The sequence below is a fragment of the Bradyrhizobium iriomotense genome, assembly GCF_018130765.1.
Classification (GTDB): Bacteria; Pseudomonadota; Alphaproteobacteria; order Rhizobiales; family Xanthobacteraceae; genus Bradyrhizobium; species Bradyrhizobium iriomotense_A.
The window spans coordinates 114,666-128,623 of record NZ_JAFCJZ010000010.1; the positions used below are offsets into that span (position 1 = coordinate 114,666).

At 65.0% G+C, this 13,958-nt stretch carries 13 protein-coding genes and 1 tRNA gene; 5 read left to right on the forward strand and 9 right to left on the reverse strand.

Annotation, left to right across the window (positions count from 1 at the left end; translation table 11 throughout):
• Nucleotides 1-11: 11 nt before the first annotated feature.
• From JQ635_RS18695 to JQ635_RS18705, 3 genes are all read right to left on the reverse strand, one after another.
• Entirely contained in the window at nucleotides 12-2,645 is a 2,634-nt protein-coding gene (locus JQ635_RS18695; protein ID WP_211411296.1) for an autotransporter outer membrane beta-barrel domain-containing protein, read from the reverse strand.
• Between the two features lie 162 nt (nucleotides 2,646-2,807).
• Nucleotides 2,808-3,584: a helix-turn-helix transcriptional regulator gene (locus tag JQ635_RS18700; RefSeq protein WP_211411297.1), complete on the reverse strand. Its 777-nt coding sequence runs from the start codon at nucleotides 3,582-3,584 to the stop codon at nucleotides 2,808-2,810.
• Between the two features lie 343 nt (nucleotides 3,585-3,927).
• A tRNA-Leu gene (locus tag JQ635_RS18705) sits at nucleotides 3,928-4,014 on the reverse strand.
• Nucleotides 4,015-4,153: 139 nt separating this feature from the next.
• Here JQ635_RS18705 and JQ635_RS18710 point away from each other — a divergent pair.
• Nucleotides 4,154-5,119: a complex I NDUFA9 subunit family protein gene (locus JQ635_RS18710; RefSeq protein ID WP_211411298.1), complete on the forward strand. Its 966-nt coding sequence runs from the start codon at nucleotides 4,154-4,156 to the stop codon at nucleotides 5,117-5,119.
• Nucleotides 5,120-5,298: 179 nt separating this feature from the next.
• On the opposite strand, the gene JQ635_RS18715 is transcribed toward JQ635_RS18710, so the two are convergent.
• From JQ635_RS18715 to JQ635_RS18725, 3 genes are all read right to left on the reverse strand, one after another.
• Nucleotides 5,299-6,039 (reverse strand): SDR family oxidoreductase, encoded by a 741-nt coding sequence (locus tag JQ635_RS18715; protein WP_211411299.1) that lies wholly within the window; start codon nucleotides 6,037-6,039, stop codon nucleotides 5,299-5,301.
• Between the two features lie 3 nt (nucleotides 6,040-6,042).
• Nucleotides 6,043-7,374 (reverse strand): FAD-binding oxidoreductase, encoded by a 1,332-nt coding sequence (locus JQ635_RS18720; protein ID WP_211411300.1) that lies wholly within the window; start codon nucleotides 7,372-7,374, stop codon nucleotides 6,043-6,045.
• 100 nt (nucleotides 7,375-7,474) lie between these two features.
• On the reverse strand, nucleotides 7,475-8,281 hold the full coding sequence (locus JQ635_RS18725; protein ID WP_211411301.1) for an undecaprenyl-diphosphate phosphatase: 807 nt from the start codon (nucleotides 8,279-8,281) through the stop codon (nucleotides 7,475-7,477).
• 169 nt (nucleotides 8,282-8,450) lie between these two features.
• On the opposite strand from JQ635_RS18725, the gene JQ635_RS18730 reads away from it, so the two are divergent.
• From JQ635_RS18730 to JQ635_RS18740, 3 genes are read left to right on the forward strand one after another with little or no spacing between them, the layout of a single operon-like run.
• Complete coding sequence (locus JQ635_RS18730) at nucleotides 8,451-9,143, forward strand: glutathione S-transferase family protein (protein WP_211411302.1); 693 nt, start codon at nucleotides 8,451-8,453, stop codon at nucleotides 9,141-9,143.
• Nucleotides 9,092-10,267, forward strand: coding sequence for a tRNA epoxyqueuosine(34) reductase QueG (gene queG, locus JQ635_RS18735; protein ID WP_211411303.1), 1,176 nt, complete (start codon nucleotides 9,092-9,094; stop codon nucleotides 10,265-10,267). Before JQ635_RS18730 ends, queG begins: the two co-directional genes overlap by 52 nt.
• 37 nt (nucleotides 10,268-10,304) lie before the next feature.
• Nucleotides 10,305-11,102: an acyl-CoA thioesterase domain-containing protein gene (locus tag JQ635_RS18740; RefSeq protein ID WP_211411304.1), complete on the forward strand. Its 798-nt coding sequence runs from the start codon at nucleotides 10,305-10,307 to the stop codon at nucleotides 11,100-11,102.
• A gap of 142 nt (nucleotides 11,103-11,244) precedes the next feature.
• Here the strand turns inward: JQ635_RS18740 and JQ635_RS18745 are convergent, their stop codons facing one another.
• Nucleotides 11,245-11,712, reverse strand: coding sequence for a nuclear transport factor 2 family protein (locus JQ635_RS18745; protein ID WP_211411305.1), 468 nt, complete (start codon nucleotides 11,710-11,712; stop codon nucleotides 11,245-11,247).
• Between the two features lie 192 nt (nucleotides 11,713-11,904).
• Entirely contained in the window at nucleotides 11,905-12,693 is a 789-nt protein-coding gene (locus tag JQ635_RS18750; protein WP_211411306.1) for an alpha/beta hydrolase, read from the reverse strand.
• 251 nt (nucleotides 12,694-12,944) lie between these two features.
• Here JQ635_RS18750 and infC point away from each other — a divergent pair, with 251 nt between their 5' ends.
• Complete coding sequence (gene infC / locus JQ635_RS18755) at nucleotides 12,945-13,484, forward strand: translation initiation factor IF-3 (RefSeq protein ID WP_074447655.1); 540 nt, start codon at nucleotides 12,945-12,947, stop codon at nucleotides 13,482-13,484.
• 65 nt (nucleotides 13,485-13,549) lie between these two features.
• Here the strand turns inward: infC and JQ635_RS18760 are convergent, their stop codons facing one another.
• Nucleotides 13,550-13,954, reverse strand: a complete 405-nt coding sequence (locus JQ635_RS18760) for a hypothetical protein (RefSeq protein WP_211411307.1) — start codon at nucleotides 13,952-13,954, stop codon at nucleotides 13,550-13,552.
• Nucleotides 13,955-13,958 lie beyond the last annotated feature (4 nt).

The window sequence follows — 13,958 nt, forward strand, 5'->3', positions numbered from 1 at the left end:
GAGCCCCCGCCCTACCAGCTCAAACGGATGGTGCCGGTTCCGGCATAGGTCTGTGCGCGGCCGGCGAACTCGCCGTCGAACTTGCCGAGCAGGCTGATCCCCTTCGCAAGCTTCAGCTCGGTGCCGGCTGAGACGAGTGCGGTGTCTTTTGCGGGCGCCGCGCCGTTCACGATGAAGCTCGCGCCGGGGAGTGCCTGGAACACGGCTGCGACCGCCGGATCGCTGACCCAATCATGCGCCCAGGCGAGCCGGCCGCGGACGATGAGCACCGCATTCGGATTGACCAGCGCCACCTGATCGAAACGGGCGCCCAGTTCGCTGCGTGTGTCGGTCGCGGTGCGACCCTGGTAGGTGAGGCCGAAGCCGCCGCCGGTCAGGTCCGTTTCGCTGTAGGTCGGCGTGTGGAAGCTCTGGGTCTGCAGCGCGGCATAAGGCGTGAGGCCGCCGGAACCGACACCGAAGCGATAGCCGCCCTCGATGCGGCCGCCAAAACTCTCGCCGTTGAAGCGCGCGGTGAGATGATCGCCGAACGCGGCGAAGCGGTCGGTGGACAGCCAATGATTGCCGCCACCAAACGATGCGGCGACATAGGCCGGACCGGACCGCACAGCGCCATAGACGCCGCCTGCGAACGTGTCGCTCTTGCCGCCGCCGAGCCCCTGCGCCAGGTCCCACCTGGTGCCGCCGCCGGCGAGCGAGAAGCCGATCACGGCATCGCGGCTGACGCGGTAGTCGAGGCCCGCGGCAACGCCGGCAGCCCGTGCGGTGAGATCGTTGCTGCCAGTGGCCGGATCGCCGCTGGTCTTGTTGTAGCCACCGAATCCACTTGCCCACGCCGTCCAGCGTTGCTCGAAGCCAGCCGGCAGCGCCTTGTAAGCCGGTGCCTTCATCACCTTGGCGTAGGCGAGCGCGACATCGTCCGGCAGCACTTCGCGCTCGGGCGCAAAGCCGAGCGCGCCGCCCATTCCGGGCGTGCCACCACGCCCATCGATGAACGGATCGAGCATCAGCCCGAAGAACTGGCCCATGAACTGGAACGCGCCCTGCTGCGCGCCGGTCGCGGCTTCGCCCGAGAGCTGCGACAGCGCGGTGCCGAGGTTGTTGCCGGTCAGGCCGAACACGCCGGAGAAATTCGCCGGCAGTGTGCCGACATCGTTGAAGAAAGTGTTCAGCGTGTTGGCGACGTTCTGCTGGTTCGTGTTCAGCCCCGCGCCGGCGCCGAGCGCGGCGGTAAGATTCAGCAGCACGTCCGTCGGCGTGTAGCTCAGGCTGGCGACGAAGTTCGGCGCGCTGACGCCGCTGAAGGTGGTGGCGCCGAGGCCGCCGGCCGCGTGCAGGATGGTGGACTGCTTGACGACAGAGCTGCCGGGGACGACCGCCGCCTGCACGCTGGCGCCGGACAGCGTCGCCGTGCCCGAGACGTTGGCCGACGCCGGCGAGAGAGCGACGCGGTAGAAGCTGCCGGGGTTGAACGTCAGATCGCCATTGATCGTCAGCGTGCCGATTGGGCTGCCCGGCGCCAGAGCGCCGCCCGTGTTGATGACGACGCTGCCGACCGTGCCGACGCCGGACAGCGTGCCGCCCGCGTTCACCGTCGTGCCCGATGTGATCGAGCCCTCGACGGCCAGCGCGCCGCCATTGATCGTGGTTGGGCCGGTGTAGGTGTTGGCAGCCGTGAGAATGGTGGTGCCGGCCTCGACCGTCACCGACCCCGCGCCCGAAACGGCCGGAGCAAAAATGTAATCCGAGGCGGTGTGGTTGAACACGATGCGGCCGGTGCCGGCTCCGAAGACAACGGAGGAGGCGTTCAGCGTGCCGGGCGCCACTGCGGTCTGACCGGAGGCGGCACCGATGTTCAGAGTTCCGGCGGACCCGAGGTCCCAGGCAACGCGCACAGGTCCGCCAGCATTCACCGTGCCGCCGTTCTGGATTGTCAGCGTGCCGGCGCCGTCATTGCCCAGGTAGAAATGGCCGGAATTGGTCCAGGACGAGCCCGCGCCGTCGATCGTCACGCTACCGGTCGCGCTACTTGTGGTGCCAATCCAGCCAACGGCGCTGCTGACCTTGCCACCATTCTGGATCGTCAACGTGCCGGTGCCCATATTGCCGACGAAGAGAAACGTATTGGTCAAGGACGAGCCGTTGCCGGTGACTGTCACGGTGCCGGCCGCGCCAGCAAAGTTGCCGATTTCGCTTTGGCCAACGCTCAGCGTGCCGCCGTTCTGGATCGTCAGCGTGCCGGTGCCGGTGCCGGAATAGCCGACAAAGACTCCTGGCGCGTTCGCCCCGGCCGTGCTGATGACCGTCGCGTTGGGCGTGGTTGTGTCGATCTTCGCATCGACTCCACTGCTCGGAACGCCGGCGGACCAGTTCGTGCCATCGAACCAGTCGGTTGAGGTCGCGCCGGTCCAGTCGCTGGCGAACGACGGCGTCGTCGCCAGGGCCAGTCCAAGCGCGGCCATGGACGTGGTGGCAAGCAGGGCACGGGGAATACACGGCGCGTGCCTGCGGGCGAGCGAGAATGACCCGTTCCCTGACATCTCGGCCTTGCCGGGCCCGCCCCGATCGGTTGCGCGCTCCTCGACGGATGACTGCGCGATGCGCGGCGCCTGCGTCCGGCGCGCAAGTTGAAATACCCCGATCAAATCCCCACCCCCAATTCGACGACATGCGTCACCCCCGCGTCGGCGCGAAACACGCCTTGGCCGGCTTCATCGCCGTGGGTTGAATCCGTGAATACCGGGCCGGTGCGGGAACGTCATATCCACTAAACAGTAGGGGTCGACTTCGCCGGCACGTCAACGGTATCAGCCGGCGCGGTTCAGCCACAGGCTCATCAGGCCCGCGCGGCTGCGCACGCCGAATTTGCGGTAGATGCCGACGATGTACTGATGGACCGTGGACGCCGCGATCTCCAACCGATGGGCAATGTGCTTCTCCGTGGCATCGGTCAGCAAGAGCTGCAGCACCTTGCGCTCGGCCGGCGTCAGCGGCGAGGACGCCATCAGCAGACCGTGGCTCAGCATCAGATAGCGGTGAAACCATTTGATTCCGCGCAGCGCATAGGCGAGCAGCGCAATCTCCTCGTCGGTAAACGTCTTGCGCGAGTAGAAGCCGAAATGCGACTCGCAGTCCTCATTGAGGGGAAACGCAACGAAGACAGCATCGAACGTACCAACGGAGCCGTAATGACGCTCATAGAAGGGCGATCCGAACCAATCCGCCGGCAATTCCCTCCGGAACGAATAGGTCCTGAAGGCGCCGACGTCTCGCATCGGGAGAAGAAAGGAAGGATCGATCTCGCGCCGATCCCAGACCTGCAGAATTTCCTTGAAATGTTCTTCATCGGGATGAGGGGCGATCGCGTGGAGCGCCTGAACCGCACCAACGCGCCACCCTTGCAGCGGATCGTCATTGCGATTCCCGTCGACGCGGATCGCACCGGCCCAGGTGGCGTTCGACGCGTCACCCTGATCGCAGAGGAACGCCATCAGGTGAGCGACGGCCTGCGCGGACTGAGCGACTTCGAAATCGGACAGTTCGTCCCAGACGCGATGGATGTCTTCCCGGGTCGTGGCGTTCATGGCGTGTCGCTCAAAAGGTCTGCGTGCATCGCGTGTTCGGCATCGCGATGGTTGAGAGCGATTGGCCAATGGAATCGTTTGCTACCACCAAATGGAACCGAAGAGCCACCGATGAGCAACGGGAGGATGAAGCTGCCCTTGATCGGGCTGCATCCTTGCGCGGAGGCCGCGTCGAAAAATCCTCACCAGCGTGGCAGCAATGCCACACCCTGCTCGGCCAACCCTCCCTTGGGGTCGCCAACCCACGCCGGGATTCGTTCGCGGCCAGCCGGCGGCGGGTACCCCCCTAAGCGAGACACCCCCGAGCCGGCAAATCAGCGATTTCGTCAAATTGAAAAGGGAGTGGTGCCCAGGAAAGGACTCGAACCTTCACGGCCGTTAAGCCACTGGCACCTGAAGCCAGCGCGTCTACCAATTCCACCACCTGGGCATGCCGTTTGGGGCACGGAGGCGGTTACTACGGTTCGGTGACGCCGTTGTCAATTCATGCGTTGTGATGCGGATTGCGCATCGCAAACCGGCCCGATACAAGCCTGATAATACGCACTCTTCCTGCAGGATCAGACCCCATGGCATCGAATCTGGAAACTCTCGTCACGGTTTTCGGCGGATCGGGGTTTTTGGGCCGGAATGTCGTCCGGGAGCTGTGCCGGCGGGATTACCGGGTCCGTGTTGCGGTGCGGCGGCCGGAACTGGCCGGATACCTGCAGCCCTCCGGCAAGGTCGGGCAGGTCCATGTCGTGCAGGCCAATCTGCGCTATCCGGCCTCGGTCGAGGCGGCGCTGCGTGATTCGGACGTCGTGATCAACCTCGTGGGGATTCTGGCCGAAAGCGGCGCGCAGACCTTCGACGCTGTCCAGGCCAAGGGCGCCGAGACCGTCGCCAAGGCGGCCGCGGCCGCCGGCGCGCGCCTCGTGCATGTCTCCGCGATCGGCGCCGACGCCGAATCGCCTTCGCACTATGCCAAGGCCAAGGCGGCCGGCGAGGCGGCCGTGCTGGCCGCGGTGCCCTCGGCCACGATCTTCCGTCCCTCCGTGATCTTCGGCCCCGAGGACCAGTTCACCAACCGCTTTGCGGCCCTGGCCCGGATGTCGCCGGTGCTGCCGCTGATCGGCGGCGAGACGAGGATGCAGCCGGTCTATGTCGGCGACGTCGCCACCGCGATCGCGGATGCCGTGGACGGCAAGGCCAAGGCCGGTGCGACCTATGAGCTTGGCGGGCCGGAAGTGCTGACCATGCGCGAGATCATCGAGGCGATCCTCGAGATCACCGCCCGCAAGCGCATGCTGGTGCCGCTGTCGTTCGGCCTCGCCCGCTTCCAGGCCAACTTCCTGCAATTCGCGCCGGGCGCGTTCAAGCTGACGCCGGACCAGGTCACGCTGCTCGAGCGCGACAATGTGGTGTCGGATGCGGCGAAGGCGGCCGGGCTGACGCTGGAAGGCCTCGGCATCGCGGCCGATTCGCTGGAGGCGATCGCTCCGCAATATCTCTGGCGCTTCCGCTCGGCCGGTCAGTTCCAGCGCATGAGCGTGTGAGTTGGTTTCACCTCTCCCGCTTGCGGGAGAGGTCGGATTGCGCTCGGCGATGCGAAGCATCGTCCGAAGCAATCCGGGTGAGGGCTTTCTCCTCTGGGGGAGTCTCTTTGTGGAGGCACCCTCTCCCCTACCCTCTCCCGCAAGCGGGAGAGGGAGCGCACCGACCGCGCGGCGACACGTCAAAACTTCAGCTTCTTGAACACCGCTTCCGGCAGCGTCTTGATGATGAGCATCACGAGGCGCCATTTGCCGCTGACATAGACGACGTCGGTCTTCTTCTCGACGGCACTGAGGATCGCATCGCCGACGACCGGCGCTTCGACAGTGAGCGGGCCGATCAGCTTCATGCCCTCGGTCATTTTGGTGCGGACGAAGCCGGGCTTCACCGTGACGACGTGAACGCCGCCACGGCTGGCGCGGGCGCGCAGGCCAGAGAGGAAGGCAGAGAAGCCGGCCTTGGCCGAGCCATAGACATAGTTGGAGGCGCGGCCGCGATCGCCGGCAACCGACGACACGCCGACGATCGTGCCATTGCCGCGGCCTAAAAACTTTTCCGCGAACAGGCCGAGGATCAGCGACGGCCCTTCGTAGTTGGAGCGCATGATCGTGGTGGCGTGGGCGAGATCGCTCTGCGCGCTGTCCTGCGTGCCGAGCAGTCCGACGATCGAGATGACGACATCGGGCAGCGCCGGCAGACTGCCGACAAAGCTCTCGAACGAGGCGGTGTCGAGCACGTCGAACCTGTAGACACCGACATCGACGCTGTAGCGCGCGCGCAGATCGGAGGCGTCAGGCTCCAGCGCGGCGACGTCGCGGCCTGCGAGGCCGACATCGTAGCCCGCCTTGGCAAAGGCGCGCGCGGCGGCGCGGCCGATATCGGAGGAGCCACCCAGCACCAAAACTGTCTTGCGTGACGTCACGGCCTAGACCTCATCAAACAGGCGTTGCGAAAGTTTCGAGCGGATGTTGCCGTTGGGATCGAGCGATTTGCGGATCGCGTTGAAGCGGCGCAAGGCAGGATAGCCGGCCTCGAACGTGGCACGCGACTGGCGTGCGTCCTTGGCGAGATAAAGCCGGCCGCCGGCCGCGACGACCAGACGGTCGATCTCGTCGAGGAAGTCCAGGATGTCGCCCTTCACAGGGAAATCCAGCGCGAGCGTGTAGCCAGGCAGCGGAAACGACAGGAGGCCGTCGCCCTGGCCGAGCTTCTTCAGCACGGCGAGGAAGGAGGCATCGCCGCGCCGCGCGACGCGGTCGAGGATGTCGCCGAGCAGGTCGCGCGCGCCAGCTTCCGGGATCACGCATTGGTGCTGCAGGAAGCCGCGCTTGCCATAGATGCGATTCCAGTCGGCAATGCTGTCGAGCGGGAAGAAATAGGGATAGAGCGAGACCACATGGCTGCCGCCGGCGCGGCGCGCACCCATGCGGTAGTAGAGCTCGTTGAAGGCACGGATGCTATAACGGTTCAGCGTCATCGACGGCAGGTCGATTGGCACGCTGAGGCCGGGATTCTTGCCGACCGGAAATGCGTCGGCACCGTCCGCGAGCTCATCCTTATTGGCGTGCTCGCCGAGATAGATCAGCGATCGGCCGAGACTTCGCCCGCGCGCGGCGCAATCGATCCACGCCACCGAATAGGTCGCGGTGTCGCCCGCATCGAGCGCGCGCATCGCCGCGTCGAGATCGGATGCGGAGATCACCCGCTCGCGGATCCATCCCGTTTCGATCGGCCGCAGCCGCATCGTCGCTTCGAGGATCACGCCGGTGAGACCCATGCCGCCGACGGTCGCGAAGAAGGCATCGGAATTCTGTTCGCGCGAGACCTCGATAATCTCGCCCTCGCCGGTCGCTAGCTGAATGCTGTCGACATAGCGGCCGAAGCCGCCCTCGCAATGATGGTTCTTGCCGTGCACGTCGGCGGCAATGGCGCCGCCCACCGACACGAAGCGCGTGCCGGGCACGACGAAGGGCAGGAAGCCGCGCGGACCAAAAGTGTCGATCAGGTCCGCCAGCAGCACGCCGGCCTCGAGGCGAAGACGGCCCGTGGCCGGATCGAACGACCTGACCCGGTCGAAGCCGGTCATCGCGACGGTCCTGGCAGCACCGATCGCTGCATCGCCATAGGCCCGGCCGTTGCCCCGCGCCACCGAGCCGGTCACATCAGCGACGGCGCCGCCCACGGCCTCGAACGACCGCGGACGCAGCAGATCGGTATCGACGACCGGGAAGCGTCCCCAGCCGGAGACGAGGGTCATGGTTCAGCTCCTGTGCGAGGTGCGTGCACCACCTCGCTATGGAAACTGCCTACCGGTCAAAAGCTTATATTATGTTGAGGTCTCGACGAGATTCGAGAGGTTACCGCCCCAGCGCCAGCGCGATCAGGCCGAGCGTGCCGACGATGACGCGCCACCAGGCGAACACCACGAAGCCGTGGCGGGTGACGTAGGTCAGGAACGTCTTCACCACGATGATCGCGGTGATGAACGACACGATGAAGCCGATCGCGACGATGCCCATATGGTCCATCGTCATCTCGGAGCGGTTCTTGTAGAAGTCGTAGGCGAATGCACCGATCATGGTGGGGATGGCGAGGAAGAACGAGAATTCCGCCGCCGCGCGCTTGTCGGCGCCTAGCAGCATCGCGGCAACGATGCTGGCGCCGGAGCGCGACACGCCCGGGATCATCGCCACGCACTGCGCGATGCCGATATAGAGATACATCAGCAGCGGGAACCTGGTGGCGTCGTGCTCGCGCGGCTTGAGGTCGAGCTTGTCGACCCAGAGCAGGATGGCGCCGCCGACGATCAGCGTGAAGCAGACGACCCAGGGGTTGAACAGCACGCTCTTGATGTATTTGCCGGCAACGAGGCCGACGATGACCGCGGGCAGGAATGCCACCAGCACGCCGATCACGAAGCGGCGCGCATAGGCATCGCCCGTGAACATGCCGATCGCGACACCCCAGAGCTTCCTAAAATACAGACCGACGATCGCGAGGATCGCACCGAGCTGGATCAGGACGGTAAACGAATCCCAGAAGGCGCCTTCACCAAGATGGAAGAAACGCTCGGCGAGCAGCAGGTGGCCGGTCGAGGACACGGGAAGGAACTCGGTCACACCCTCGATGATGCCGAGGATCACTGCCCGTATTGCGTCTGACATATTTACGGTCCATTTCCGCTGGAAAAGCGGGGCTCTTCTCGCCTATTCCCCCCAATGCTGCAATCGCTAAATGCGGCATCGCGCTCTTGCTTCGCGGTTTTGAAGGACTAGTGTGGCGCCGCACAAACATTGATGGATTCTTAAGCACCATCAAATAGTCAAAGGCTTCATGTTTACGCTGTTTCATCATCCGTTCTGTCCGCATTCGCGCTTCATCCGCCTGATCGCGGGCGAATACGGGCTCGACCTCAAGCTGGTCGAGGAGCGCAGCTGGGAACGGCGCGAGGCATTTTTGCTGCTCAACGCGGCAGGCACGACGCCGGTGCTGGTGGACGACGAGCAGCCGCCGATCCCGGGCGCGGCGATCATCGCCGAATATGTCGACGAGGCCTATGGCGCCGGGATGGGACCCAAGCGCCTGATGCCGGAGACGGTCACCGAGCGCGTCGAGGTGCGCCGGCTGATGGCCTGGTTCAACGAGAAGTTCTTCGAGGAGGTCTCGCATCCTCTCGTCACCGAGCGCATCTACAAGCGCTTCATGAGCGAGGAGAATGGCGGGGGCGCGCCCTCCGCCGACGTAATGCGCGCGGCCAAGGCCAACGTGCGCTATCATCTGGCCTATATCGGCTGGCTGGCGCAGACGCGCAACTTCCTCGCCGGAGACCGGCTCACCTACGCGGATCTCGCCGCCGCGGCGCATCTCTCGGCGATCGACTATCTAGGCGACGTGCCATGGAGCGAGGACGACGCAGCAAAGGCGTGGTACGCGCGGGTGAAATCCCGCCCGTCGTTCCGCCCGCTGCTGAGCGAATGGCTGGCCGGCGTGCCGGCGTCGCGGACCTACGTGGACCTGGATTTCTGAGCTCCGATCCGACTGAACTGAAGGCGGCGCTCGAACGCGAGGCGCGCGCGCTCGGCTTCGACTGCATCGGCATCACCGCGCCCGGAACAATCGAGGCGGCCGGAAAGCACTTCCTCGAATTCATCGCGTCCGGCGGCTATGGCGACATGGACTGGCTCGCCGCGCAGCCGGAGCGCCGGGTCGATCCGCGCGGGCTGTGGGCGGACGTGCGCTCGGTCATCATGCTCGGCGTCAATTACGGTCCCGATTCCGATCCGCTGACGATCCTGAAGCAGCGCACGCGCGCGGCGATCTCGGTCTACGCGCAGGGCGACGACTATCACGACCTCATCAAGAAGCGACTGAAGGCGCTGGCGCGCTGGCTGGTCGCGACCGCGCCGTCGGACGTGAAAGTGTTCGTCGACACCGCGGCGGTGATGGAAAAGCCGCTGGCGCAGGCCGCGCATCTGGGCTGGCAGGGCAAGCACACCAATCTGGTCTCGCGCGAGTTCGGCTCGTGGTTGTTTCTCGGCGCGATCTACACGACGCTGGAACTGCCGCGCGACGATGCCGAGATCGATCATTGCGGCTCGTGCCGGGCGTGTCTCGACATCTGCCCGACCGCGGCGTTTCCCGTGCCCTACAAGCTCGATGCGCGGCGCTGCATTTCGTATCTCACCATCGAGAACAAGGGACCGATCCCGCACGAATTTCGCAAAAGCATCGGCAATCGCATCTATGGCTGCGACGATTGCCTTGCCGCCTGTCCGTGGAACAAGTTCGCGCAGGAGGGGCGCGAAGCAAAACTCGCGGCGCGCGACGAGCTGCGCGCGCCATCGCTTGCCGAACTCGCGCGGCTCGACGATGCGGCGTTTCGCACGCTGTTCACGAAGTCACCGGTCAAGCGCATCGGCCGCGACCGGTTCCTGCGCAACGTGCTGATTGCGATCGGCAACTCCGGCGAGGTGGCGCTGGCGGACGAGGCGCGGCGATTGCTGGATGACGCGAGCGCGCTGGTGCGCGGGGCTGCGGTGTGGGCGCTGGGGCAGTTGGTGGAGCGGCAAGAGTTTGAGGCGATGAAATCTGCCGCGGCGGGCAACGAGCACGACGAGAGTGTGCGTCAGGAGTGGCGGGCCGCTTCCTGACTTGATTTCGCCACCCGTTCCCGCAAAGTCGCGCGCCATGACAAACATGCCTTTCTTCACCCGCGAGGGCGATACATTCCATCCGACGGAAGTCGCCAATGGTCCGTGGGACCCGAAATCGCTGCACGGACGCGTCATCGTCGGCCTGCTCGGCTTTGCCATCGAGGAGCGCCATTCCGGTCCCGATTTCGTGCCGGCGCGGCTCACCGTCGACATGTTCCGGCTGCCGACCATCGACAAGCCGATCGAAGTGACGACACGACTCGTCCGCGATGGACTGCGCATCCGCGTGGTCGAAGCGGAGTTCGTCTCCGGCGGCGTCAGCATGGCGCGCGCCTCGTGCCAGCTGCTGCGCAAAACCCAGAATCCCGACGGCAATGTCTGGTCGCCGCCGAACTGGGAGGTGCCGAAGCCATCAGATATTCCAAAGCCGACCGATCCCAGGCTCGGCATGAACGGCAAATGGACGACGCGCCCGATCGTCGGGCACATGGGCTCGCTCGGGCCGCGCCGATTGTGGATGAGCGAGGTGCGCGAGCTCGTTGCCGGCGTTGCGATGACGCCGTTCGTGCATGTCGCTGTCGGCGCCGACTTCGCGAGCCCTTTCGCCAATGCCGGCGACAAGGGACTCGGCTACATCAACAGCGACGTCACGATCTATCTGCACCGTCTGCCGGTGACGAACTGGATCGGCTTCGACGTGGTGAACCACCACGCCACCGACGGCGTCGCAATCGGCGAATGCTGGCTCTATGACGAACAGGGCCCGATCGGCACCGCCACGGTCGCAGCGCTGGCGCAGCGCAAGCCGATGGCAAATCCGTCCAAGCGATAGGCCGCGCCCCCTCTCCCCTCCGTCATTCCGGGGCGCGCCCTCTTGGGGCGCGAGCCCGGAATCCATACTCCCGATGGTGGTTATGGATTCCGGGCTCGCGACTTCGTCGCGCCCCGGAATGACGATGTGGAGAGAGGCGCGCCTACGCCAGATGCCGCTTCATCTCCGGCCGCGCCTTCAGCTCGGCGCCCTGCTTGGCGACGATCTTTGCGATGCGCTCCGGCGCGAACTTCAGGTCGACGAACGCCGGCGCGGTGTTGGCGACTTCGTGATACCCAGCGATCCTGCCGTCACGCAGCGTCATGATCGCGACGCCCTCGAACATCGCCCGCGCGCCGTTCGCTTCGGGCAGGGTCGATTTGTAGCTGAAGGTGTAGCGTGCATAGAGCGTGATGCCGTCGGACACGGGATCATGCATGTCCCAGCGGAAGTCGGTCGCCGTGCGATAGAACCAATCGTCGATCATCGCGGCGATCTTCTCGCGGCCCGCGAACGCTCCGTAGAAGACGTCGTGATAGACGCCGTCCTCGGTGAACAGCTCGGCGAACGCGCGGCCGTTGCGCTGCTCGACAGCGTCGCAGAAGGCGCGCAGCATGGCGGTGGTGGTCATCGAATTGCCTCCCGGTATTCTTCTTCCCCTCTCCCCTTGTGGGAGAGGGTGGATCGATCGCGCCTGGCGCGATTGAGACGGGTGAGGGGTTGCTTCCGCGAACGCAACTCTCATTCGAATACGCGGAGAGAACCCCTCATCCGGCGCTTCGCGCCTTCTCCCACAACAAGGGGAGAAGGAAGAAAGACAACCTCACCCGATCTCGGCGACCGCGGCAAGAATGCGTGCGATATCCTGCGGGCGTGACAAGCGGTGGTCGCCGTCCTGGATCATGGTGAGCACGACGTCGTCGGCCGGCAGGCGATGCGTCAGCGCGAACGCGTGCTGCCACGGAACATCGGGATCCTGCGCGCCCTGCAGGATGCGGACGGGGCAGCCGAGATCGATGGCGCTGCCGAGCACGAGATGATTGCGGCCCTCCTCGATCAGCTTCCGCGTGATCGGATAGGGCGAGCCGTCGCCATAGTCCGACGGCCGCAGCCAGAAGCCTTTGGTCTCGATCTCCTTCTTCACCGCGGGCGAAAAATTCTTCCACATCAGTTCCTCGGTGAAGTCGGGCGCCGGCGCGATCAGCACGAGGCCTGCTAATGATCCCTTGCTGCTTCGCTTCTTGATCTCGCGCGCGAGCAGCAGCGCCATCCAGCCGCCCATGGAGGAGCCGATCAGGATTTGTGGACCGTCGCAGAACCGCTCGAACACGGCGACGCTGTCCTCGAGCCAGCTTCCGATGGTTCCGTCGGCGAAATCGCCGCTGGATTCGCCGTGGCCGGAATAATCGAACCGGACCACCGCGCGGCCGTGATCCCTGCCCCAGGCGTCCAGCGCCACGGCCTTGCCGCCCTGCATGTCGGACTTGAAACCACCGAGCCACACCAGCCCGGGCCCTTTTCCGGCGCGGTGGCGCACCGCGATCCGGCGCGCGGACGGTCCCTCGCCCAATTCGATGAAGTCGAGCACGGCATCGGAAATTGCGTTGGTCATGGAACGTTTACTCTGGCTGTACGGTTTGAGCTGTCCGGACCTGTTCCGAAAGCACACCCGGCATCGGCATTGGCCCTTTGGGACGCTTGCGGAACAGAAGCAAGGTGTCTATGTCGGTCAACGTGCCGGAGGGCGTGGCCAAAATGCCTCGCATTTGAGGGTATTTCGACCGCGGCACGAGCGACTTGCTTGCCGGCAAACGCATCTTCCTTCAAAATAGCCGCTTCTTTCACAACTTTGGAGAACCACCCATTCGCCGTCCTAATAAAGCTCCGCCCGCTGCCAGCAAAGACGGGCCGCGCATCAATGATGATATCCGCAATGCGCAGATCCAGCTGATCGATCAGACCGGTGATAACAAAGGCACGGTCGAGACCGTCGTCGCCATCCGGATGGCCCAGGAAGTTGGCATGGATCTGGTCGAGATTTCGCCGAATACCAGCCCTCCCGTCTGCAAGATCATGGACTACGGGAAGTACAAGTATTCCGCTCAGAAGAAAGCCGCGGAAGCCCGCAAGCGGCAGAAGACCGTCGAGATCAAGGAGATCAAGCTCCGCCCGATGATCGACGACCACGATTACGACGTGAAGATGCGCGCGATGCAGCGGTTCTTCGAAGAGGGCGACAAGGTCAAGATCACACTGCGCTATCGCGGCCGCGAAATGGCGCACCAGGAGATCGGCACCAAGCTGCTGGACAAGATCAAGACCGACGTTGCCGAACTCGCCAAGGTCGAGCAGGACGCGCGGTTCGAAGGTCGCCAGGTCGTCATGGTGCTGGCACCGCGCTGACAGCAGCTCGTTAGGACTTTAAGAATTCAACGGCCCGTCCGGATCTCCGGCGGGCCGTTTGTGTGTCAGGTCCGCGTCGCCTGCCAGGTGCCACTGCACTGGTCGCCGGAGATAATTCCTCTCCACGAACCGGCTCCGTTCACGCCGGCAAGGCGGCCGCCGCCGCTGGCATGGGAGGCGCCGACCGAGACCTGGACGGCGACAGCGCCGTAGCGGTTGACCCGGCCCGAGACCCGGCCACCGCCGGCGGACGAGACGCGGCTGCCAATCACGGTGAAGGGAACGCTGTAGCCCGAGCTGCAATTGCCGCGGGTGGTGGCGAAGGTGACGTTCCAGATGCCGTCATAGCCGCCGGCGCGGGCGTCGGCGGTTGACGGCAACGCAGCCGTGGCGAGCACGGCGAACAGCGCCAGATGGCGCGGGCGGGCGAAATCTGCCAGCGAGCAGAGAAATTGCGGGAAATGGGCCATTTTG